This window comes from Polaribacter sp. SA4-10 (assembly GCF_002163835.1).
Lineage (GTDB): Bacteria > Bacteroidota > Bacteroidia > Flavobacteriales > Flavobacteriaceae > Polaribacter.
Window position 1 is genome coordinate 1,191,956 of record NZ_CP019331.1, and the last position, 20,326, is coordinate 1,212,281.

The following is a 20,326-nucleotide window of genomic DNA, read 5'->3' on the forward strand; positions in this document are numbered from 1 at the left end:
AAATATGAAATCAATTAAAATTACACTTATTTTATTAATCATTACAACAGTTGCAAATGCTCAGTTAAAAGTTGGAGGAAAACTATCATACGGTTCGGAAATAGAAAGTTTAGGTATTGGTGCTAAAGCAATTTATGAATTAAATGAAAACTTTTCTTTGTCAGGAGAATTAAATTACTTTTTTGGAATTACTACAACAACGACTAACAGTTTTATGGGTCAAAATTTCAGCAGTTCTGAAGTTGATACAGGTTTGGTAACATTAAATACAGATTTACATTATAATATAAATATATCAAACTCAAATGACTTAAGATTTTATGGTATAGGTGGTTTGAACTTTTCGTTTTACGGAACAGATGTAACAGCACATAATAGCATCACTGGTTCGACAAGTGCTGACAATAATGAAACTTTTATTGGTTTAAATTTAGGTTTTGGAGGAGGATTTTCTATAACAGATAAATTAGACTTAATATCTGAACTTAAATATATAATTAGTGATTTAAACCAAATAGTTTTTAGCGCAGGAGCAGTTTATAGCTTAAATTAAAACTACGAATTGAAAACGTTTTACAACACAGTGTTGTGTAAGTAATACCCCTAAAGCCTTTATTTTATTGATTAAATAAGAATTATTTAAAAAAAGGTACAACATAGGTACAACTTTTTAAACTATAGAATTGTGAAGAAAATATAGTGATCTATAGCCACAAAAAAACCGCTTCTAAATTAATAGAAACGGTTTTCAATATGTATTTAAACTTAAAGTTATTAAGCAGCCGTACCAGAGCCTAAATACACACTATTTGATACTTGTGTACCATCAGCAGAAACAAACGCCATAAATAGCTCTACTGTGTCTCCTACATAAGTATTTGGTATTGTAACCACTTGCGAACCTATAATTCTATCAGCACCATCCAAAATAGAAATTGATTCTTTCTTACTTGGGTTGTAAACCAACACCATCGCTTTGTCTGTTGCATTAGCGTTACCTTCTGCCGAGTTATCTCCCCAATCAAAACTTACTTGTCCTGCGGTTGCTAAATCGGTTGTACCATTTAACACTCCAGATAAAGGACCTCTACTCAATAAAGCATTTGCATAATCTACTGTAAAGTTTGGTGCAACACCACCTACTGCATTATTTAGCACGTAAGACATAGCAGCATTAAATTCTGTTTTCTTGGTCGCAAATGACTTATAACCGATTTTAATAAAGCTTTTAGTCGCCTGTAAATACTCCAATGTAATAGTAAATTTATTACGCTGATTTACTTGTCCCTCTGTTCGAGGATTTGCCACGCTCGATGGCTTAATTCTGATGTAGTCAATACCTTTCCAACTACCACCAATTACGTTACCTACTTTTCCTGATAACCCTCCTAAAATACCCTGTGCAATTTTACCCATTACTATTTAAATTTAAAATTAATACTCGTTCGGATTTGGTACGGACTTGACATTGCTTTTAAACTTTGTTTACTCTTCTAATATAACGAAAATTATGCCAAATTGTTACTGTTTTGTTGTGTCACGATGCCTTAACACTACATTACTTTAGTTTGCTTTAAATTGGTGTAGAAAAATATTTAAACTCTTTAAAACTGCCATTTTAACAATGACATATCTTGTATTTTTTACTTAACGAAATGAAACAAACAAAGAATTTTGATAAAGAAATTAAATGAATTTAGCAGGGTTTTTGTGCAGATGAATGAGGTAAGGATAAAATATCCATTGAACGTTTTTAAAAATTGAGAATTGCGGATGGCTTGAGCGCAAAGGCATTCACAAATTTTAAAAATGTTAGCCCAAATGGCGATTGAATGCCGAATTATGAGTAGGGAAATAATTAAAGTACATAGTGCGATGGCAGCAGCGAGGATAAGTGTATAATTCTTTATTTGTTTTGTTCTAATGTTTTAATTGATTTTATTAAAAGTGGTTGCTAATAATTATCATTGAATAACTTAATTACCTCAACTAAATAACTCTTTTTAATAAGCGGAAATAGCATCCGCTTTTAGTGAAAACAACTTTATGTATTTTCTGACAAATAAATATTTATACTCTTATTGGCATTTTTTGATTTTATAGGTGCTTTACAAATTATCTTATGTAAAACTAATCTTCAAAATTAAAAGTCTTATTGTAATGAAACTAAAAAAGCACTTATAAAAACAATGCAACAAAGACGAATGTTCATTAATAGTACAAAATATTGTTATTAGTTCAGATGTGAGCGTTGGATGTGCGGCTATTTTACATAATAGCAGTTATAACTACCTGTAGTTTACGCAAGAGTATTATAACTTCTATTATGTAACTTAGCTTTGGGGAGTTTTGTGTTTTATGAAAACAATATTAAAGATTGCTTTTTATAGTTGTATTTGAGTTTGCGAAAATACAAGCTATAAAATGCAAGTACCTTTAGAATATTAAAACGCTAAACTTGCAGTGGAAAGCGGAACAACACAAAAGACAGAGTGTTTTTGCTTTTTCGCAATAAACTGGCTTTTGTGGTGTGTGGATTTTAAAGTGAATTTCTATTAAATATTAGTATATTCTAAATACAACCAATTAACAAAATCATTTAACTTAGACTTTATCAATTCTTCATCATTGTACTCTACCATTTTTAAACCTTTAACAGTAACCTCAATTTTTTGTTTCTTTTCTATTGTTTGAATCATATCATAATACTTATCATATAACCAATCTCTGCAACATAAATCATCATCTGGTAATTTTCCAAATTTAGGATTATGTTCTAAACCATTAAGAACATTAAAATCATAGTCTTTTGTATTATCTTTTGGAAAACCAACTAAGTCTAATACAATATCATAAATTTGAACAGACACCTTAGTTAAGTCAATTCCTTTTTGCTCTAATTCCTCAAATAGACATTCTTGTTTAAATTCTTCAAACAATAGATTCACTAAACTATCTTTCATATTATATCAAATACTTAATATTACAGAATAATCAAAGACTACTTACTCTCTATAGGCGGAATAGATGGATTAACAACAGGAAGAATAGCACCATTTAAAAAAGTACCTCTAAACACACCATACATTACACCTCTTACAGTAGAAATAGAAATAGAGTTTAACATTACCGTTGCGCCTTCAGGTAGTGCAATTGTGTTATGTTCTTTATCAAAATATTTATTTAATTTCTCTACAAAATATAAACAACTTACTTTAATGTAGCCTAATTTAGATTGTGTATCGTTATCCAACACATTGATAATACAAGTAACAATTACCAATTCACGATCTAAATTAAAACTTTGTTTTAATTGTAAATCGAAACCAAATACGGTATTATTATCTATACGATTTTTAGGTTCTGTGATACTTGTTTCAAGTATTTCGATACCTTTTATTTGAAAATTAAATTGTTTTTCCGCTTCCATTATTAAGCTTGATATTGTCTACAATTACTTTGCTGAGAATCTAATAAACCTATTTGATAAGCATTATGTATATAATCTAAACTATTATAACTATCAAAACCACTTGTTATATTTTCCATTACAGGAAAACTAAAACTAATTGTAATATCTTGTTTTTCCTTTGCAAAGAAATCTATATTTAACACCTCACCTATTTCAACCAAAGTGTCTTGAGTAAAATTATGAGTACCACTAAGCCATTTTGTAATTATACTTGGGCTTTTCATATTTAATGCACTTAAAAGTCTGGTATTATTCCAACCTTTAGCATCCATAGCTTCACGAATTTTTGTTGCATTAAGCATACGTTGTTCCGTTTTCTTCATTTCTACAGGTGATATTTCTTCTAAAATATCATCTAAAAAATCAAAGTCTTGTTCTGCTGATTTAATCATAATTAAGGTTTTCAATTGTTAAGTCTCCTTCAAAATCCATTCCATCTTCACTAAAACGGATTTCTTTGTCTTGCATTTTTTCTGTTATAAGTTTCGATAACTCTCTAAGTATGTAGTTTTCGCGTTCTAAATTAGTGTCTTCTTGAAAAGTTCTAATTGATTTTGGTTTATAACCACCACCCCCAACTATGACTAATTGCGAACCATACCGAACACAATACAATCTTAAATTGCTATTATCTTCATCATAGAGTGCACAAACACCATCACCAGGACTTCCTTCGCGTAGTTTAAAAAAGTTTTCTCTCATACCTGTTTTAGAACCCATAGTCTTTAAACGAGCTACTATATCTTTTATTTCACTTTTAAATGAATTTTGATTATTCACTACAAAGTTTTTAAATGATGTATTTTCTTCCTCATCAATTAAAATAGTATAAACTGAACCTCTTGAGCCACTTAAATTCGGTATTTTTATTAATTGACATTTAGAAAACATATGGTCTGCAAATATATAACATTTTTTACTTATAAGTGAAATTATCTTTATCTAGCCATTCCATTAATAAAAGTCTCTACAAAGTTTACTACTTTATTTAAGATTCTATCTCCTATTAATTTACGTATTAAAACATTTGGCTTTGTACCCTCTATTAAATCTAACAATTCACCACGCAATGGTTCTCTTTCTGCATAGAGGTAATCTTCTATAAGTTTTTGTGTCTTTTCTGATGATAGATTTTCTTCTTTTACAAATACTTCAAATGCTTTTTGTTGTTCTTCTGACCAAAATTTCTCAAACTCTTGTGGGATGGTTTCAGAATCTTCTATTTCAGGTAAATTATCTTCTATAAATTTTTCTATTAAGACTCGTTTACTTCTTAAATTAGCTTCTCCAGTTAATAAATCTACTACTTCTTTTTTCTTAGCTTCTTGCTCTTCTTTCTTAACATCTTTTAAGGAAGCTAATAGTTTTAAAATATAAGTAACATTGATTTCGTCTCTATGAATTAATTCTAATTCAAAATCTACATCATCTAATATTGATACTTTTTCCTTAGCATTATCGTCTTTAGTTTTTTGCCATAAATCAAGATACTTACTTCTAAAATCATTAAACAACTGTTCTTGCATTGCCAAATCTTCCCAATCGAAATTAGCAAAGGTTGTCATTGTGTTTTTTAAACGCATTAACTCTCTAAATGCCTTAATAAACTCTAATTCATCTTCTTCACTTACTAAATCATTAACGCTATTTACAGTTGGTGTAACTTTAAGTAATTCTATATACCCTTCATTGAATTTTTGTGTATAATCTTCATAAGGTTTCATTATAATAACATCTATCGCTTCTTTGTTACTAAAGAGTGTTATTGCTTGATCTGTTACTTTTTTAAGATTACGAAATACTACAATATTACCTTGTGACTTCTGTTCGTTTATAATTCTATTTGTTCTTGAATATGCTTGTATTAATCCGTGGTATTTTAAATTTTTATCTACATATAAAGTATTTAAAGATGGACTATCAAAACCTGTTAAAAACATATTTACTACTAACAAAATATCAATCTTACGTTCTTTTACTTTCTTTGATATATCGTTGTAATAATTGTAAAATGATTGACTGTCTTTTGTTGAGAAATTAGAACCAAACATCTCATTATAATGCCCTATATAACTTTCTAACTTGTCTCTTTTATGCAAATTCAAGCCATATAAAGCAGGTGATTCTTCAATTACCGAAACCTCTTCTGGAATATATCCATTTGCATCTGCATCCTCTTCGTTAGCCACATAACTAAATATGGTTGCAATTTTTAGATTGTGTTTGCCTTCTAATTTTTTACGATGCAAAATATCATAATAATTAACCAACATATCTGTACTACCAACACAAAACATTCCTGTAAATTCTTTGTTGTGTGTTTTACGATTATGATTTGCTATGATATAATCTGCTATTTTATCCAAACGTTTTGGTGACTCCATTAACTCTTTACGGTCAATATCTTCTACTTCAATATCTATTTCTGTTGCAGATTCTTTTTGTTTGTATTTACCAACATATTCTACTGCAAATTTTAATACATTTTCATCTTTAATAGCATCTGTAATCACGTATTTATGCAGGCATTCACCAAATAATTCTTTAGTAGTACGTTTCCCTAGTTCGTTTTTAACCGCATTGTCTGCAAATATTGGTGTGCCTGTAAAGCCAAACATTTGAAAGTTATTGAAGAACGCTTTTATACGGTTATGTGTATCTCCAAATTGACTTCTATGACATTCATCGAAAATAAAGACGATACGTTCATCTTTCATTTTATCCATTTTCGCTAAATAGTTCTTTTTACTAATTGCTGTATTTAGTTTTTGAATGGTTGTTACAATAATTTTTGTATCGTCACTAAACTGTTTTACTAATGCTTTGGTATTATCTGTGCCATCTATACTGCCTTTAGAGAAACTATTAAACTCTTTAGTAGTTTGGTAATCTAAATCTTTTCTGTCTACCACAAATACCACTTTTTTAACTTGTGGCATTTTCATAATAATCTGACTTGCTTTAAAAGATGTAAGTGTTTTACCTGAACCTGTGGTATGCCATATATAACCGTTATGTGTACTATTTTTGACTTTATCTATTATATTTTCTACTGCAAAGTACTGATACGGTCTCAATACCATCAATATTTTATGCGTTTCGTTTAAAACAATGTATTTACATATCATTTTAGAGATATGACAAGGGTCTAAAAACTCACTCGTAAAACCATTTAGAATATTGGTTAATCGCTTGTTTTCATTATTTGTCCAATAGAATGTTTGCTTGAATGATTGATGCCTGTTATTTGCATAGTATTTGGTATTTACACCGTTACTAATTACAAATATTTGAACGTATTGAAATAAGGCTGATTTAGCACCAAACGAATGTCTTTGATAGCGATTTATTTGATTAAAGGCTTCTTTCATTTCTAAGCCTCTACGCTTTAATTCTATTTGAACTAACGGTAAGCCATTCACTAATAAAGTTACATCATAACGATTCTTATAACTCCCTTCAATAGTTACTTGATTAGTTACTTGATATTGATTTTGACACCAATGCTCGGTATTTAAAAACTCGAAATATAAGTTATCGCCATTATCTCTAACAATATGCTGTTTTTCTCTTAGTGTTTTAGCTTTTTCAAATACAGAACCTTTGCTTAGTATATTTAATACACGATCAAATTCTTTTTCAGAAAACTGAACCTTATTATGTTTTTCTAATTGTTTTTTTAGATTTTCAATTAATGCTTTTTCGTCTTTTAGTTTTACTTTTTCATAACCAAGAGTCGCTAATTGCGCAACTAATTTATTCTCCAATACCTGTTCTGCCTGTGTACTCATTTATTTTATCTTTTTTAAGATATGAGGATAAATATTATAATATTGTTAATATTGATACGATTATTGTTGATAACTAAAATAAAATCATATATTTGCAGTGTTCATTCTACCATATTAGGAGAATTGAATTACGAAGTCCGATACGCCCAGATGTGTACCGGATTTTGCGGTTTAATACACTTCCTCTAATTTATTTTTAAACTTATTTTTTATCATATTAGGGCCACCATATTTCTTTTCAAGATAATATGCTGTAATAAAATAGTAATCTAATTTACTTCTTTGTGGTTCTAAAATAATGATATATTTTTCTGTTACATTATAGATGTATGTTCTAATAATATCTTTGCCTCTAATTCTATTCTCGCAACTAAATATTTTTACATCATCTGTTATCTTTTCTTTAATATGAGGTAAAATCCAGTGCAATCTTTTAGAACGTTCAAAATCAAAAAAATCTCTAGACTTGATTATTTTCCCTTTTTTATCCCTTGTGTCTTCTGTCTTATAAGTTAAGTGTTTAAATAAAGAATCTACATCTATAACATCTTCTTTTTTTAAAGGTCTAATGATTTTAGTTTGAAAAGTAAAATACATATTATCTGCAATATCTCTATCAAAAATTGCTTTTAAAGACACCTTTCTTTGACTTTCATTTAAGTGATTTAACTCTAAAAAATCTTTATATTTTTTTATATAATTAATTGCCATTCTTTAAATCGATAAAAAATAAGTTAAACTTCTTTTCTGCTTTTGTGGTTCTTTCTGTTAAAGGTTTACCACAAATTTTTTCGATTTTATCTATAATATTGGTTTTAGCTGTTACTTTATTTAATCCTCTTAACTTATAATTTATTGCACCCATTAATACATCTGTTAATTGCATTAATTCACTTTCATAAGATTTAATAATTTGTAGATTTCTAATATTACAATAATCTCTTTCAAGATACTTTTTTAGGCTATGCGCTTTTTTATAAGAGTGTGTATCTTTTATATCTAAATAGATATTGTAGTAGTTTTCTGGAAATATTTTTTTGTTTAAAAGTTGATAATACATTTTGTCATAAAAAATATTGTGGTCTTGATTATGATCTGTGTGACTTAATTGCGATTTATCTATAACAATTGCTCTAAAGTTTAAATCATTACTAAAAAAATAATCTATTATTTCGTTGTAAAAAGGGTATTGAGATTTAGAAATAGAACTCCATTTCATTTCACCTCTGTAGAAATGTGCCAACTTCATTTCTCTTATATTTTTATTGTGCATTTTTAATAAATGATAAGGTGTACTTATATATGAAAGAATCATATAAGGTTGCCCATCATTTTCTATATGTGTGCTTTCATCACAATAAATATTAAATGTTTTACTCATACTTTTATTTTTAAACAAACATTTGTAGTAACAATCCTTTTTTATAAATTTTCGTGGTTTCTATTTGTTCATTAACAGCATTTATTTTATCATCTATTTTCGATAAAAAATTGGCTAGTTTTCTTTGTTCCTTTATTGTTGGAAAAACTATTTTAGCAACTTTAAACAAGTTTGACCTTATATATGGCTGATCAGAACCAACCAATTCAATTTCAACTTCCTTCAAAAAATGATTTGACCTTAAAAACTGATATAAAAAAACTGGATTAATTTTATCTTTATTAAAATCTAATTTACCAGCCCTTTGATATAAATAACCTTCTACTTTTAAATCATAAATACAAACTTTTAGTTTGCCAGACACAATTGGTCGGTTAAGACCAAGAAGAATATCTCCTTTTGTTAGCTTGATGTGATTTTTATTATTATTTACTGATATAAAATATGGGGTATCAATTTTTAATTTGTTTGGGGAGATATTCACGCCTTGGATTAAAATAACCCCCTTCTTTACATAATTTTTTAATTCATATGCACTTCCAGCCACAATCTTGATAGGAAACTTTAATTTTGTCCATTCAGGAAAGTCCTGTGCATTTTCATCTTTAAACCTTAACTGTTGTTTAAAGATTTGTTGCATCATACCTTTTTTGTAATCTTCTAAACCATTTAGTTTTTCTTGAAGCTGACTTAATTTTATATCTACTATATTGAAGAAATGTGCAATTCTTTTTTGTTCTTCCAACTTCGGTGCATAAATACGGTCATTTAAAACGTATTCGTTACTAATTTTCATATCATTTTTAGCACCCTTTTTAACCAATGGTCTTAAATATCTATTCAAGTTTGCATCTAAGGAAAAATAGTATTCTATAAACTGTCCATCTGTTTTATCGTTAACCTTATAAACAGCATACAATGTAGAAACAATACCTGCTTTACGCTTATTTAATTTTATAATACCATAAGGGTTTGCTTTTAATGGGCTTTTAGTATAAACAATTTGATTAAGCTCTACTACACCATAATTATGAACAGAAACACCTGCATAAGAACGACCTAAATGTTCAATTTGGTTAACAATACCTGATTCTCCCGATACCGATAAAACATCTTCTTTATCATATTTTAAATCTCCATTTTTAGCTTTAGAAACCGTTAATAGTTCATTAAGTTGTTTATGCTCCCAACCTACCTTAAACTCTGGAAAACGCACCAATGGTGTTTTGTTTTTTTGTTTATCCATAATTTAAAAAGGTGTGTCGATATTCAATTCTTTACATAGCGCTATCAACTCTTTATCTGTATCTTGCATACTGTTTTCTAATATTTTTAAATCTTTAGAAACTTTAGCAACATCAACAGGTTCTTCTTCAACAAATGTATTTACATACCTTGGTATATTTAGATTGTATTCATTTTCGTGAATTTCTTTAAGAGGTGCTAAATAACTGTATTTATCAACTACAACTCTTTCTTTATAAGTACTAACAATCTTTTCAATATGTTCTTCTAATAAAATATTTTGTGTGCCTCTTTCAAAATGAATACTACTATCAATAAACAAAACATCTTCAGGGTTTTCTCTACACTTTTTAAACACTAAAATACTTGTTGGAATTGGTGTTCCATAGAATAAGTTTGCAGGTAAACCTATAACAGCATCCAAATAATTACGGTCTTCAATTAAATATCTTCGAATATGTTGTTCTGCACCACTTCTAAACAATGCACCGTGAGGTAAAACAAGTGCCATTACACCATTATCAGCAATATGATGCACCATATGTTGCACAAATGCAAAATCTGCTTTACTACCTGGTGCTAACTTACCATATTGGCTAAATCTATCATCGCTCATAAAGAGTTGGTTAGCACTCCACTTTGCAGAAAATGGTGGATTAGCTACAATAGCTTCAAAACGATGTTCTAAGTGTTGTGGGTGTTCTAAGGTATCTTCTTGTTTAATGTCAAATTTACGATAATGCACACCGTGCAATATCATATTCATACGTGCTAAGTTGTAGGTAGTACGGTTTAATTCTTGACCGTAAAAGTTATTTACTTCATCTACTTCTTTAGCCACACGCAATAGTAAAGAACCACTGCCACAAGTTGGGTCATATACAGATTTTAGTTTCTTTTTACCTGTTGTTACCAACTTAGCCAATACCATACTAACTTCTTGCGGTGTGTAAAATTCGCCTGCTTTTTTACCTGCGCCACTTGCAAATTTTCCTATTAGGTATTCGTAAGCATCACCCAATACATCTAACTCTGTGTTTTCTAATTTGAAATCTATTTTATCTAAGTGTGCGAGTACTTTAGCAATAATCTCGTTTCGAGCTTCTGGACTTTTACCTAATTTGGTAGAGTTTAAATCCATATCTTCAAAAAGGTCTTCAAAATCTTCTTCACTATCCGTACCCATTGTACTGTTTTGGATATTGTTTAAGATTTTCTGTAAATCTTCTAATATGAAATTATCTTTTGTATTGTAGGTTAATGAAGTATCTTCTGCTACAGCATTACTTTCTTTTTCATCTTCATTATGATTACCACGTTTAGAAACTGCTGAAAATAACTCTGATGGTTTTAAGAAGTAACCTAATTTCTCTAATGATTCTTCTTTTATAGCCTCTATATATTCTTTTCCTGTTTCTGTGTTTTCGTCTATTTCAGAAAATAAAAATGTATCACCACCTTCTTTCAATATTTTGTTAGCGTATATTTCCATTTTTTCAGACAGATATTTGTAGAAAATAAAGCCTAATATATAATCTCGAAACTCATCTGCATTCATTTTACCTCTAAGGGTGTTCGCAATATTCCAGAGTTGTTGTTCTAATTGTTTTTTATGGTCGTCTGACATTTGGTGTGTGCAATTTTTTAAAGAGTGTTAAAAATATAATAATAATCTGATTTAATAATAAGGATTTCTGTATTTACTTTTTACCCCTGTTTTATGTTATATTACAAGTCCTAAAATAGGGTGTTTTTTATACTTGTCTCTAACTGCTGTTTTATATAGATTAGATGCATATTATTTGATAACTTTTTTAGTTTATTATACACCTTTCTACGATTACCAAATGTTTCAAAATGGTCTATTTTATATTGTCTTAGTATCTCTTGATTCTGAAATAATGCTAATACTTCTTTTTCTTTATTATTGAGCTGTGACAAAGGAATACTCTGTTTCTTTTCTATCTTATCGTATTTATCTAATAACTCATCTGCTAACATTTGATACTTCTCTTTATCTATTAAATCTCTAACCGTATATATTCCAATAGGATTTTTACGTTTATTTAGATTTCGTGTATAGATTTCTAACTCGAACCGAAATAATGGCTTGTTTAACTTTATACGCTCGTGTGTTTTTACTTCAAAAGTTTTATCATAGCCTTTTACATTATAGTCTGTGAGATAGAATTTTTTACCGTATTGCTTATTAGCACCTAACATCGGAATTGGTTGTTTACCGTTTAAGCTTAACCAAGGATCTAGAATTGGTTTTGCTTCTTCTTCTATTATTGTACCAACTGCTAAGTAATGAATATTAGCATCATACACATTGAAAGGTAAAACACTATTTAATTTACTTAATGCCTTAACGACTTGTGAGTATGAAAACGACTCGTAATTATTACCCATATACCATTTTTGAAGTGAGTTATTACAAGAGATTGTATTTCCTTTTAAACGAAGGTCTAAGTTATCTACACTTGTTTTGTAACCGTTTACTTTTTGGGTTTTATCGTTATAAGTAGGACACCATTTCAAACCTTCCCAGATAAATAATTCTTCTCTTTGTTCTAAAACTTCTATTGGTAAATTAGCTACTTGATACTTTATCTTTATTGTATCGTACAAAACGATTACCTTTTATTTTTAAAGGCTTTGTTGTAGTTTTTGTCTAGTAAGACTTCTACATCTTTCATCTTGTAGTAAATTTTACTACCAATCTGAGAAAATGATACTTTACCTTCATCTCTCCAAGTTTGGGCGGTACGTTTGCTAATATTCATTAGCTGAATAAACTCCTGATTGTCAAGGAAAACATTTTGTGGGTTTTTTGAGTTTTCTTCTAATTTTCCGTTTAAGTTATCTAAACGATTTACTAAATTGTTGTACTGTTCTGATGTTAAAATTACTGCTTCCATTTTGGTATATATTTTAAATTATACCGCAAGATTGCATCAATGATAGGTACTTATAAGGCTGACCTTATAAGACCTTTTATTGACTGTATTTTAATGAAGTGGATTGTCTTTTATGTATTGTTTTGCATCTTTTTGAAACTTTTGAGAAACATCAGAAAAATCAAGTTTTGACTTTAATTCTAAACCTATCTCTTTTGCAATTATTTTACACAGTTTATCTATACCTATTTGAGATAAAATATTTTCTTCTCTTAATGCTTCTACAACACCTCTTAAAGCTCCTTTCTTTCTTGAACTTAAAACAGACTTACCATCAACCGTAATACTTAAATCTTCAAGTAACTTTAGTATGTAATCCTGATTCTCTTGATTTACAAATGTTTTAAAACTATCTATTCCTTCTACTTCTAATGATAAATATTTTGTTTGATTGGGTAAAAAAGTAATAGGGCTAATTTGAATTGTTTCTTTTATAAATTCAGCTTCTATTGATAAAAACTCCTTAAATAGATTTGGGTATTTATCTTCTTTATCTTTAAAATCTTTCTTTCTATCTACTAAGATTCTAAATTTCAACTCTCTATGCCTTAACTCTTTTAATCTACTTTGTATATATAATACTTTATTGTTTGGCTCTGCATTATCTAAAACACCTTGTAAGCGTGATATACTTTTCTCAAATATTCGGCTATATTTTTCACGATGATTATAAAAATGAATATCTAATGGTAATGAAGTACTAAACATTTCTTTTAAAAAAGCATTCATTGCTTCTTCAAGTTCAATTGACAACTCTTTATCTAATACCATTTGATTTGTTAATGAAAGAATCATAGTATGCGAAGCTGCATCACGTTTGAAATACATAGTTCTTGTATCAAATATTTCATTATAATTTACAGAAATATACCAACTAATATTCTGTAAAATATATGCTTCTTTTAATTTCTTTAAATACTTTTTTTCGCCTTTATTAAATAATGCATTTATCTTAAAATCTGATATAAGTGGATTTTTATTTTCATCTCTAAGTAAGTAAAAAACCTCCTTTTTTTTAATTTTATTGTATTTATCTATTTGCTTCTCAAATTCATTTCTTAAATAATTACGAATCACTTTTTTACTATTTGCTCGATTAAATGCAAAATCCCCAATTACTTTAGTTATTGATTGAAATTCTTGCTCAGCTTCATTAATTTTCTGATTTAACAAATCTTCCCAAACAGAATATTTAAAAGGGTCTTGAATAGATTTACCTTTAACAATATCTTTTAACCAAGACAACAAGAGGTCTAGCGTATAAAACACCATATATTCATTACTAAACAGCGTTTTTGGCTCACTTGACAACTTAGTTAATACTTTGCCTACTGTTGATGGGTTTAAGCGTCTAAACTCTATTCTATCGTTAAAAAAAGATGGATAATTAAATAATAACAATTCATCATTAAAATTATCAATATCAAAACCTTTAAAAGCAAAAAGTTTAGCCAGTATTCTTTTTATTTCTTTGGCATCATTTAATGATTCTATTAACTCTTCTTCAAGAATTTGAATTTGCTCATTAATAAACTCTAAAGGCTCATTTATTGTAGAACAATATTCTTGATGGTTTTTAACTAATAATTCAACCTCATAAGAAACTATTTTTATTAATCTATCAGATTGCCAAGTAACCATTTTATAATAGTCCTCTTTTTCTATATTATATTGATTATCATACGTGATAAGATACTGACATTCTTTTCCAGATAAAAAATCATTAAAAGTGAATTTTGGTATTTGCTTTCTTAAAACACTAACTCTTTTGTGTATTAAGTAATTTATCTTACCTAAATAAACTGCTTCTTTTAATTCTACAAATTCATCTACATTCAGTAAAAAATACCTACTTGAAAATTGAGTAAGTAACCAATCTTCTGAACTGTGATTTTTCACATAGTATGGGTGGTTATTCTCATCAATTAATTCTTTAATTCTGTTTTCTTCAGATACTAGAAACTTAAATTCGTCAAAGTGCTCGAGGTTCTTCACCTTATTTAAAACGTTAGTTTTAAAATCTTGTTCTGCTTTTTTTACTGCATCAGAATGAATCGTTTCAAATTGAGCTTTTAAAATAGTATTGATGGGTTTGTTGAACATATTTTAATTGATGTATTTATCTACTGCATTATCTAATTCACTACTTATAATTTTTGCATATACTTGTGTTATTCCAATATCTGAATGGTCCATAAGTTTAGAAACGTGTTCTATACGCATACCATTGTTTAACGCTCTGGTAGCAAATGTATGCCTACTTATATGGAATGTTAAAGAGAAAGGTAATTCTAAACTTTTACCCATTCTTGTTAAATACATACAACTTAATGCAATTGCTTGTCCTACTACTTTAGCTCTTCGTTCTCTATCAATAAAATAATCTTTATCAATATTTGCAAAAGGAAATATTATATCATCTTGTTTTGTCTCTGATGTTTTATATTTTTCTAAAATATCAATTGCTTTTTGTCCTATTCTTATACTATGCTGCCTGCTAGTTTTACGAATATTTTTTGTTACTTTTTGCTCTTTAGAATTGTAGTTATTCCATTTTAATTCGATTACATCACCAAACCTTAAACCACCTGCAAAGATTGAAAAGATAAACATATCTTTTATAATTTGTGCCTTTGCCTTATCGGAAACCTCTAATTTAATAAAAGCATCTAATTGTTCTGCTGTTAAATAACGTTTTGTACTCTTTGCTTTTTTTACTTTAAACTTACTGAAAGGAAAATGATTTAAAGGTACTAAATCTTCTCTCTGCGCTTCTTTAAACATTAGGTTAAGAATCTTTAAAGAAAAATTTATAGTTGTGTTATTGTTACCTAAAGTAGTGCTACAGTAACCTGCATAGTCTTTTAAAGTTGTTACCGTAATATCTTCAAACATTAACTCTCTATGACCAACAAAAGTTTCAAACTTTTTGATATAGTTTTTATAATTATTATAGGTTGATAGCGCAAGTGTGTCTTTTTGTTTTTCACAACGATTATATGAATACTCAAAGAAGTTTGTTAATGGCTTGCCTTTTATTGCTTCTTTTAATTTTCGTGCTGATGTAGATTTATTCTTTCTTTCTAAGTCCGCAACATCTCCCTTTGCATCTGCAACTTTTTGAGAGATATAAGCATTTAATCTTCCAGAATTACTGTGATTCTTTTTAACTTTTTGTTTATCTTCATCCCATTCATTTGGGTTTAATTTTAAACTCAAAGAAATAAATTTTGTTTTACGGTCTTTTATTAATCTAAGATATAAAGGTGCTTCGCCTGATTTATCTATCTTATCTTTTTTTAGAATTAATTTTATTGAAGACATAATGTATTGATTTATAGAGAGTGCAATGGACTGCAAACCAATACTAAGGTACAACATTAGGTATAACAAACAATGCTTTTTAATGTATTTTATTGCATTATGTTGCATTAACTAAAACAACAAAACCCTTTATTTACAAGGCTTTAAGTGAAATATAAAGAAATTGAATATAATATTAAGACAACACGGTGTATAATTCATTGCTTTGGTCGTTGCTTATTTGGAAAATTCTTTCGGAATTTTCTCTGGCACGTTTTTGTTTGCTAAATTAGTTGCTTAAACACGCAACTAACCATACACGTATTCCAAGATCAAATCCTAATAGAAGTTACTATTTTTTTTATGCTGCATAATTTTGAAGAACTACATAAGGAGTTCCTCTTTTTACTACTGCAAATGCTCTAGCTATGAGTTTATTTCTAACATTATTTATCGCTAGCATTTTATCTTTTCCTTCCGCTAACTTTCTCTTATAATAGATTCGTAATTCACTATCATGTTGAATGGCAGAAATACTTGCCATACTTAATAAACTTTTCATCTTTCTATCTCCTAAATAATGACATTGCTTTCTTCTTTTTATACTAGTACCCGACTCATGTGCAAAAGGTGCTGTTCCACAATAACTCGAGAAAGAACGCCAATTATCAAATCTTGTAAAATTACCTGTATGGTAAATTAATTGACAAGCAACCACAAAACCAACTCCCTTTAAACTTGATAATAATTCATAATTTTTTTGCATTGAAACATCATCAAAGATGAGCTCTTCTATTCTAATCTCTATTGCCTTTACTTGTTTAGATAAGTAATCAATACTTCTTTTTAAACTGATACAACCTGCATCTGTGGTAGAACTTGTTAAAAATACTTTCATCTCTTTTAAAGTACCTTTCAAACCAGCATTGTTTCTAACTAGTTGATCTCTTAACGCTAATAATCTACCAAGTTCTAAATGGGTTGTACTTTTAACTGTACTTGGAATTAATTCTTCTCTATAAATCCACCCATATCTAGCAATTAAACTTGCATCCAAACGATCTGTTTTCTCTTTTACAATACCTGAGGAACGCTTAATTTTCAATGGGCTTTCTTCTACATAAACAATCTTCTGACTATTTAGATAAAGTGCTAATTTTAAAGAATAATATCCCGTATTCTCAAAACAATAAAAAACACTAACCCCTTTTGTTGATTTTAAAACCCAGTTTAATAAGCTTTTATAACCTACAATATCATTCTTAAACTCCTTGTGAACTTGAGCTTGATAACAATAAGCATCAATTGTTTTTTTTGATACATCAATTCCTACGACTTCTTTGTAATTTTTCATATTTTTACATTTAAGTGAATAAATATGTTGCTTTAACTACTTCCTTTATCGGGAGATTTAACTCCTGGTATTCCAAATGGTTCTTGGCAACTTTATAGAAAGAGAGGACTCGTACGTGTACTGGAGCTTCAAATCTAAAACACGTTATAGTTCTCCTCTTTTTCTATCTAAAGATATTTAATACAAACTAAAGAAACACGTTGTGTTTAATTAATAACCATCAATAATACTATTGTCGTTTCTGTAACACCTCGCTTTAAAAAGCATCAAATCATTAAGCGAAAGGAAAAACAATGAAGAACCCATTATCAGATAAATATTCGGAAAAAGAAAACATAATCCTAGTGGACAGAATACTTGAAGGAGATTCGAAAGCACTTAACCAGCTAGTAGACATTCATCAGGCTTTTATTTACAATGTAGCATGGAAAATGACCCACAGTAACGAGGATGCCCTGGACTTAACTCAAGAAGTGCTTATTAAAGTAATTACCAAACTGTCAACTTTTAAAAAAGAAAGTGCTTTTAGAACATGGTTATATCGGATTGTGTTTAATGAGTTTTTACAATCAAAAAGAAAACAGAAAGAAAAAGCCTTCCCCAGTTTCGAAGAACATGACCGACAATTAAATGCCGTTCCTGATCCAGAACTGACACCAGAAGAAGAACTGGAATTAAAAGATTATACTCGAGAGGTTAAATTCAGATGCACTTCCGCTATGCTTATTTGCCTTGATAGAGAACAAAGACTAATATATTTGTTAGGAGACTCCTTCAGTATCGATCACAATGTAGGTGCCGAAATTTCTGGAATTACACCTCAAAACTTCAGGGTAAAATTGTCCAGAGCACGGAAAGAATTACACAATTACATGGAGTATAGATGTGGATTGATAAAAAAGTCTAATCCGTGTAGATGTTCTAAAAAAGCAAAGAGCGCTTTGAAAATGGGTGTATTGAATGAGAACAATCTGATCTTCAAAACTTCCTTTACAAAGAAAATTGGTGATTTCGTTACAGAAAATCTGGATACCATCACAGATGTGATAGACCATAAATATGTGGAAATATTTAGAGATCATCCGACCAAAACGAAATTTGATGCAGAAACAGTTATTAGCAAAATAATTAATGACAAAACCATCAAAAATTTATTTAAACTTTAATTTAAACTGCTTGATAATGAGTGGTAAGCCGCTGGATCCCCTTTATTTAATTCGTTTTTGTGTAACACGTCCATTTTTGATGCATCTAAATGTTCAAACGCCATAATGGGGTTTAAATTTAATATAAATCAAAAAAAAATAAAGGTATGTTAATTACAATTTTAGTTATAGTTGGAGTGCTTGTAATGCTCAACGTTATAGTAAAAAGAGATTTGCATTTTGAAGAAGAGGTGTTGATAAATAAAGGCATTGATGAATCTTGGGAAGTTCTTGGGAACCAATTTACGGAGGCTCATTTGTGGTCTACAAATTTTAAATCCTCTAGGCCAGGAGGAAAACCTAAATTGAATGGTCTTGATTATCTCCACCGTGAAACCATGACTGAAAAGGGTGAGAATTTTCAAGAGTTAGATGAATTCGACCCAGATAATTACAAATTGTCTTATCATGTATCAAAAGGAGTTCCAGGAATTGCGAAAAGTGCGCTGGGTGATTGGAGTTTAAGTAAATTGAGTAATGAACAAACTAGATTGAATGTTCACTTTATATTGGAAACAAAAGGTCTTTTAGGGTTTGTAATGAGTCCAATTATCTCCAGTAAGATTAGTAACGCATCGACTGAAATTACAGAAGAACTCAAATACTATCTAGAAAATGGCAAACCACATCTTAGGAAATTAGAATCAAATAATAATAATAATAACTAAGAAAAAATGGAAAAGAATATATCAGCAGAATTCCCTTTCGAATCAAAGTATTTGGAGGTTAATGGAAGTAAAATACATTATATCGAAGAAGGTGAAGGAGATCCAATATTATTTCTACATGGCAATCCAGCATCGAACTATTTATGGCGGAATATTATTCCTTACGTCGGCAAACAAGCTAGATGTATCGCTCCTGACTTAATAGGAATGGGGAAATCTAGCAAGCCTGATATAGACTATGGTTTTCAAGATTCATATGACTATTTGGATTCATTTATTAAGCAACTCGGCTTAAAAAACGTTACACTTATACTACATGATTGGGGTTCAGGTTTAGGATTTCATTATGCAAATACACATCAGGAAAACATCAAAGCTATTGTCTTTATGGAGGCCATGTATGATGCACCTTCTATATCTGACATGCCATTTTCTCTAAAAATAGCACTGAAAATGATTCGTAATCCGATATTTGGAAAATTAATGGTTTTGAGGGCTAATTTATTCATAAAAAAAATGCTGCCCGATACCATCTCACGGAAACTAAACAAGGATGAAAAGAATTACTATTCAGCACCTTACCCTAATGCTAAGAGTAGAAAGCCATTATTAGCATGGGCAATGAATGTACCATTTAAAGATGGCAAAACTACCAGCGCAACCGCAGCTATTAAATCTTGGGCAAAATGGTTGTCAAAAAGTGATATCCCAAAACTATGCTTCTATGCTTCGCCAGGAATAATTATGAAACAAAAAGATATTGAGGTGATAAAAAACACATTTAAAAATACAGAGATAGTGTATTTGGGCCCCGGACTCCATTTTATACAAGAAGATTATCCGCATGAAATAGGAAATGCAATTTCTAAATGGTACGACAAAATTAAATAACATAATTTTCAAGAAACATAAAAACTAAACACAACAATGTATAAAAGCAATAGCGG

The 20,326-nt window shown here is 29.3% G+C and carries 19 protein-coding genes; 4 read left to right on the forward strand and 15 right to left on the reverse strand.

From position 1 onward, the window contains the following. Positions 1-4 precede the first annotated feature (4 nt). Complete coding sequence (locus tag BTO04_RS05270) at positions 5-553, forward strand: outer membrane beta-barrel protein (protein WP_087563503.1); 549 nt, start codon at positions 5-7, stop codon at positions 551-553. A gap of 221 nt (positions 554-774) precedes the next feature. On the opposite strand, the gene BTO04_RS05275 is transcribed toward BTO04_RS05270, so the two are convergent. The 15 genes from BTO04_RS05275 to BTO04_RS05345 form a co-directional block, all read right to left on the reverse strand. After that, positions 775-1,416: a DUF6266 family protein gene (locus BTO04_RS05275; RefSeq protein WP_087563504.1), complete on the reverse strand. Its 642-nt coding sequence runs from the start codon at positions 1,414-1,416 to the stop codon at positions 775-777. A gap of 1,139 nt (positions 1,417-2,555) precedes the next feature. Then, positions 2,556-2,963 (reverse strand): hypothetical protein, encoded by a 408-nt coding sequence (locus BTO04_RS05280; RefSeq protein ID WP_087563505.1) that lies wholly within the window; start codon positions 2,961-2,963, stop codon positions 2,556-2,558. Positions 2,964-3,001: 38 nt separating this feature from the next. Beyond that, positions 3,002-3,430: a hypothetical protein gene (locus BTO04_RS05285; protein WP_087563506.1), complete on the reverse strand. Its 429-nt coding sequence runs from the start codon at positions 3,428-3,430 to the stop codon at positions 3,002-3,004. Positions 3,431-3,432: 2 nt separating this feature from the next. Continuing rightward, positions 3,433-3,864, reverse strand: coding sequence for a helix-turn-helix transcriptional regulator (locus BTO04_RS05290; protein ID WP_087563507.1), 432 nt, complete (start codon positions 3,862-3,864; stop codon positions 3,433-3,435). Further along, on the reverse strand, positions 3,857-4,363 hold the full coding sequence (locus tag BTO04_RS05295) for a hypothetical protein (RefSeq protein ID WP_087563508.1): 507 nt from the start codon (positions 4,361-4,363) through the stop codon (positions 3,857-3,859). The genes BTO04_RS05290 and BTO04_RS05295 overlap by 8 nt, the downstream gene beginning before the upstream one ends. A gap of 47 nt (positions 4,364-4,410) precedes the next feature. Continuing rightward, positions 4,411-7,263: a type I restriction endonuclease subunit R gene (locus BTO04_RS05300; protein ID WP_087563509.1), complete on the reverse strand. Its 2,853-nt coding sequence runs from the start codon at positions 7,261-7,263 to the stop codon at positions 4,411-4,413. Between the two features lie 171 nt (positions 7,264-7,434). Then, positions 7,435-7,974, reverse strand: a complete 540-nt coding sequence (locus BTO04_RS05305; protein WP_087563510.1) for a hypothetical protein — start codon at positions 7,972-7,974, stop codon at positions 7,435-7,437. After that, entirely contained in the window at positions 7,964-8,644 is a 681-nt protein-coding gene (locus BTO04_RS05310; RefSeq protein ID WP_087565339.1) for a DUF3800 domain-containing protein, read from the reverse strand. Before BTO04_RS05310 ends, BTO04_RS05305 begins: the two co-directional genes overlap by 11 nt. A 10-nt stretch (positions 8,645-8,654) precedes the next feature. After that, complete coding sequence (locus BTO04_RS05315) at positions 8,655-9,890, reverse strand: restriction endonuclease subunit S (protein ID WP_087563511.1); 1,236 nt, start codon at positions 9,888-9,890, stop codon at positions 8,655-8,657. Positions 9,891-9,893: 3 nt separating this feature from the next. Further along, entirely contained in the window at positions 9,894-11,516 is a 1,623-nt protein-coding gene (locus BTO04_RS05320; protein ID WP_087563512.1) for a type I restriction-modification system subunit M, read from the reverse strand. Positions 11,517-11,626: 110 nt separating this feature from the next. Continuing rightward, positions 11,627-12,520: a hypothetical protein gene (locus tag BTO04_RS05325; RefSeq protein WP_087563513.1), complete on the reverse strand. Its 894-nt coding sequence runs from the start codon at positions 12,518-12,520 to the stop codon at positions 11,627-11,629. Between the two features lie 5 nt (positions 12,521-12,525). Next, positions 12,526-12,810, reverse strand: coding sequence for a helix-turn-helix domain-containing protein (locus BTO04_RS05330; protein WP_087563514.1), 285 nt, complete (start codon positions 12,808-12,810; stop codon positions 12,526-12,528). A 90-nt stretch (positions 12,811-12,900) separates the two neighbouring features. Continuing rightward, a complete protein-coding gene (locus BTO04_RS05335; RefSeq protein WP_087563515.1) occupies positions 12,901-14,952 on the reverse strand; it encodes a hypothetical protein in 2,052 nt (683 codons plus the stop codon). A gap of 3 nt (positions 14,953-14,955) precedes the next feature. Continuing rightward, entirely contained in the window at positions 14,956-16,173 is a 1,218-nt protein-coding gene (locus BTO04_RS05340; protein WP_087563516.1) for a site-specific integrase, read from the reverse strand. A 340-nt stretch (positions 16,174-16,513) separates the two neighbouring features. After that, complete coding sequence (locus tag BTO04_RS05345) at positions 16,514-17,506, reverse strand: IS110 family transposase (RefSeq protein WP_087562932.1); 993 nt, start codon at positions 17,504-17,506, stop codon at positions 16,514-16,516. Between the two features lie 293 nt (positions 17,507-17,799). Between BTO04_RS05345 and BTO04_RS05350 the strand changes: the two genes are divergently transcribed. The 3 genes from BTO04_RS05350 (at position 17,800) to BTO04_RS05360 (ending at position 20,270) form a co-directional block, all read left to right on the forward strand. Continuing rightward, positions 17,800-18,672, forward strand: a complete 873-nt coding sequence (locus tag BTO04_RS05350; RefSeq protein ID WP_087563517.1) for an RNA polymerase sigma factor — start codon at positions 17,800-17,802, stop codon at positions 18,670-18,672. A 146-nt stretch (positions 18,673-18,818) separates the two neighbouring features. Beyond that, positions 18,819-19,379, forward strand: a complete 561-nt coding sequence (locus tag BTO04_RS05355) for a hypothetical protein (protein ID WP_087563518.1) — start codon at positions 18,819-18,821, stop codon at positions 19,377-19,379. A gap of 6 nt (positions 19,380-19,385) precedes the next feature. Continuing rightward, complete coding sequence (locus BTO04_RS05360; RefSeq protein ID WP_087563519.1) at positions 19,386-20,270, forward strand: haloalkane dehalogenase; 885 nt, start codon at positions 19,386-19,388, stop codon at positions 20,268-20,270. Positions 20,271-20,326: the final 56 nt, after the last annotated feature.

Excerpts from the sequence above, each read along its gene's own strand:
- BTO04_RS05270 (WP_087563503.1), top strand. The coding sequence starts at position 5 with ATGAAATCAATTAAAATTACACTTATTTTATTAATCATTACAACAGTT.
- BTO04_RS05275 (WP_087563504.1), bottom strand. The coding sequence starts at position 1,416 with ATGGGTAAAATTGCACAGGGTATTTTAGGAGGGTTATCAGGAAAAGTA.
- BTO04_RS05280 (WP_087563505.1), bottom strand. The coding sequence starts at position 2,963 with ATGAAAGATAGTTTAGTGAATCTATTGTTTGAAGAATTTAAACAAGAA.
- BTO04_RS05285 (WP_087563506.1), bottom strand. The coding sequence starts at position 3,430 with ATGGAAGCGGAAAAACAATTTAATTTTCAAATAAAAGGTATCGAAATA.
- BTO04_RS05290 (WP_087563507.1), bottom strand. The coding sequence starts at position 3,864 with ATGATTAAATCAGCAGAACAAGACTTTGATTTTTTAGATGATATTTTA.
- BTO04_RS05295 (WP_087563508.1), bottom strand. The coding sequence starts at position 4,363 with ATGTTTTCTAAATGTCAATTAATAAAAATACCGAATTTAAGTGGCTCA.
- BTO04_RS05300 (WP_087563509.1), bottom strand. The coding sequence starts at position 7,263 with ATGAGTACACAGGCAGAACAGGTATTGGAGAATAAATTAGTTGCGCAA.
- BTO04_RS05305 (WP_087563510.1), bottom strand. The coding sequence starts at position 7,974 with ATGGCAATTAATTATATAAAAAAATATAAAGATTTTTTAGAGTTAAAT.
- BTO04_RS05310 (WP_087565339.1), bottom strand. The coding sequence starts at position 8,644 with ATGAGTAAAACATTTAATATTTATTGTGATGAAAGCACACATATAGAA.
- BTO04_RS05315 (WP_087563511.1), bottom strand. The coding sequence starts at position 9,890 with ATGGATAAACAAAAAAACAAAACACCATTGGTGCGTTTTCCAGAGTTT.
- BTO04_RS05320 (WP_087563512.1), bottom strand. The coding sequence starts at position 11,516 with ATGTCAGACGACCATAAAAAACAATTAGAACAACAACTCTGGAATATT.
- BTO04_RS05330 (WP_087563514.1), bottom strand. The coding sequence starts at position 12,810 with ATGGAAGCAGTAATTTTAACATCAGAACAGTACAACAATTTAGTAAAT.
- BTO04_RS05335 (WP_087563515.1), bottom strand. The coding sequence starts at position 14,952 with ATGTTCAACAAACCCATCAATACTATTTTAAAAGCTCAATTTGAAACG.
- BTO04_RS05340 (WP_087563516.1), bottom strand. The coding sequence starts at position 16,173 with ATGTCTTCAATAAAATTAATTCTAAAAAAAGATAAGATAGATAAATCA.
- BTO04_RS05345 (WP_087562932.1), bottom strand. The coding sequence starts at position 17,506 with ATGAAAAATTACAAAGAAGTCGTAGGAATTGATGTATCAAAAAAAACA.
- BTO04_RS05350 (WP_087563517.1), top strand. The coding sequence starts at position 17,800 with ATGAAGAACCCATTATCAGATAAATATTCGGAAAAAGAAAACATAATC.
- BTO04_RS05355 (WP_087563518.1), top strand. The coding sequence starts at position 18,819 with ATGTTAATTACAATTTTAGTTATAGTTGGAGTGCTTGTAATGCTCAAC.
- BTO04_RS05360 (WP_087563519.1), top strand. The coding sequence starts at position 19,386 with ATGGAAAAGAATATATCAGCAGAATTCCCTTTCGAATCAAAGTATTTG.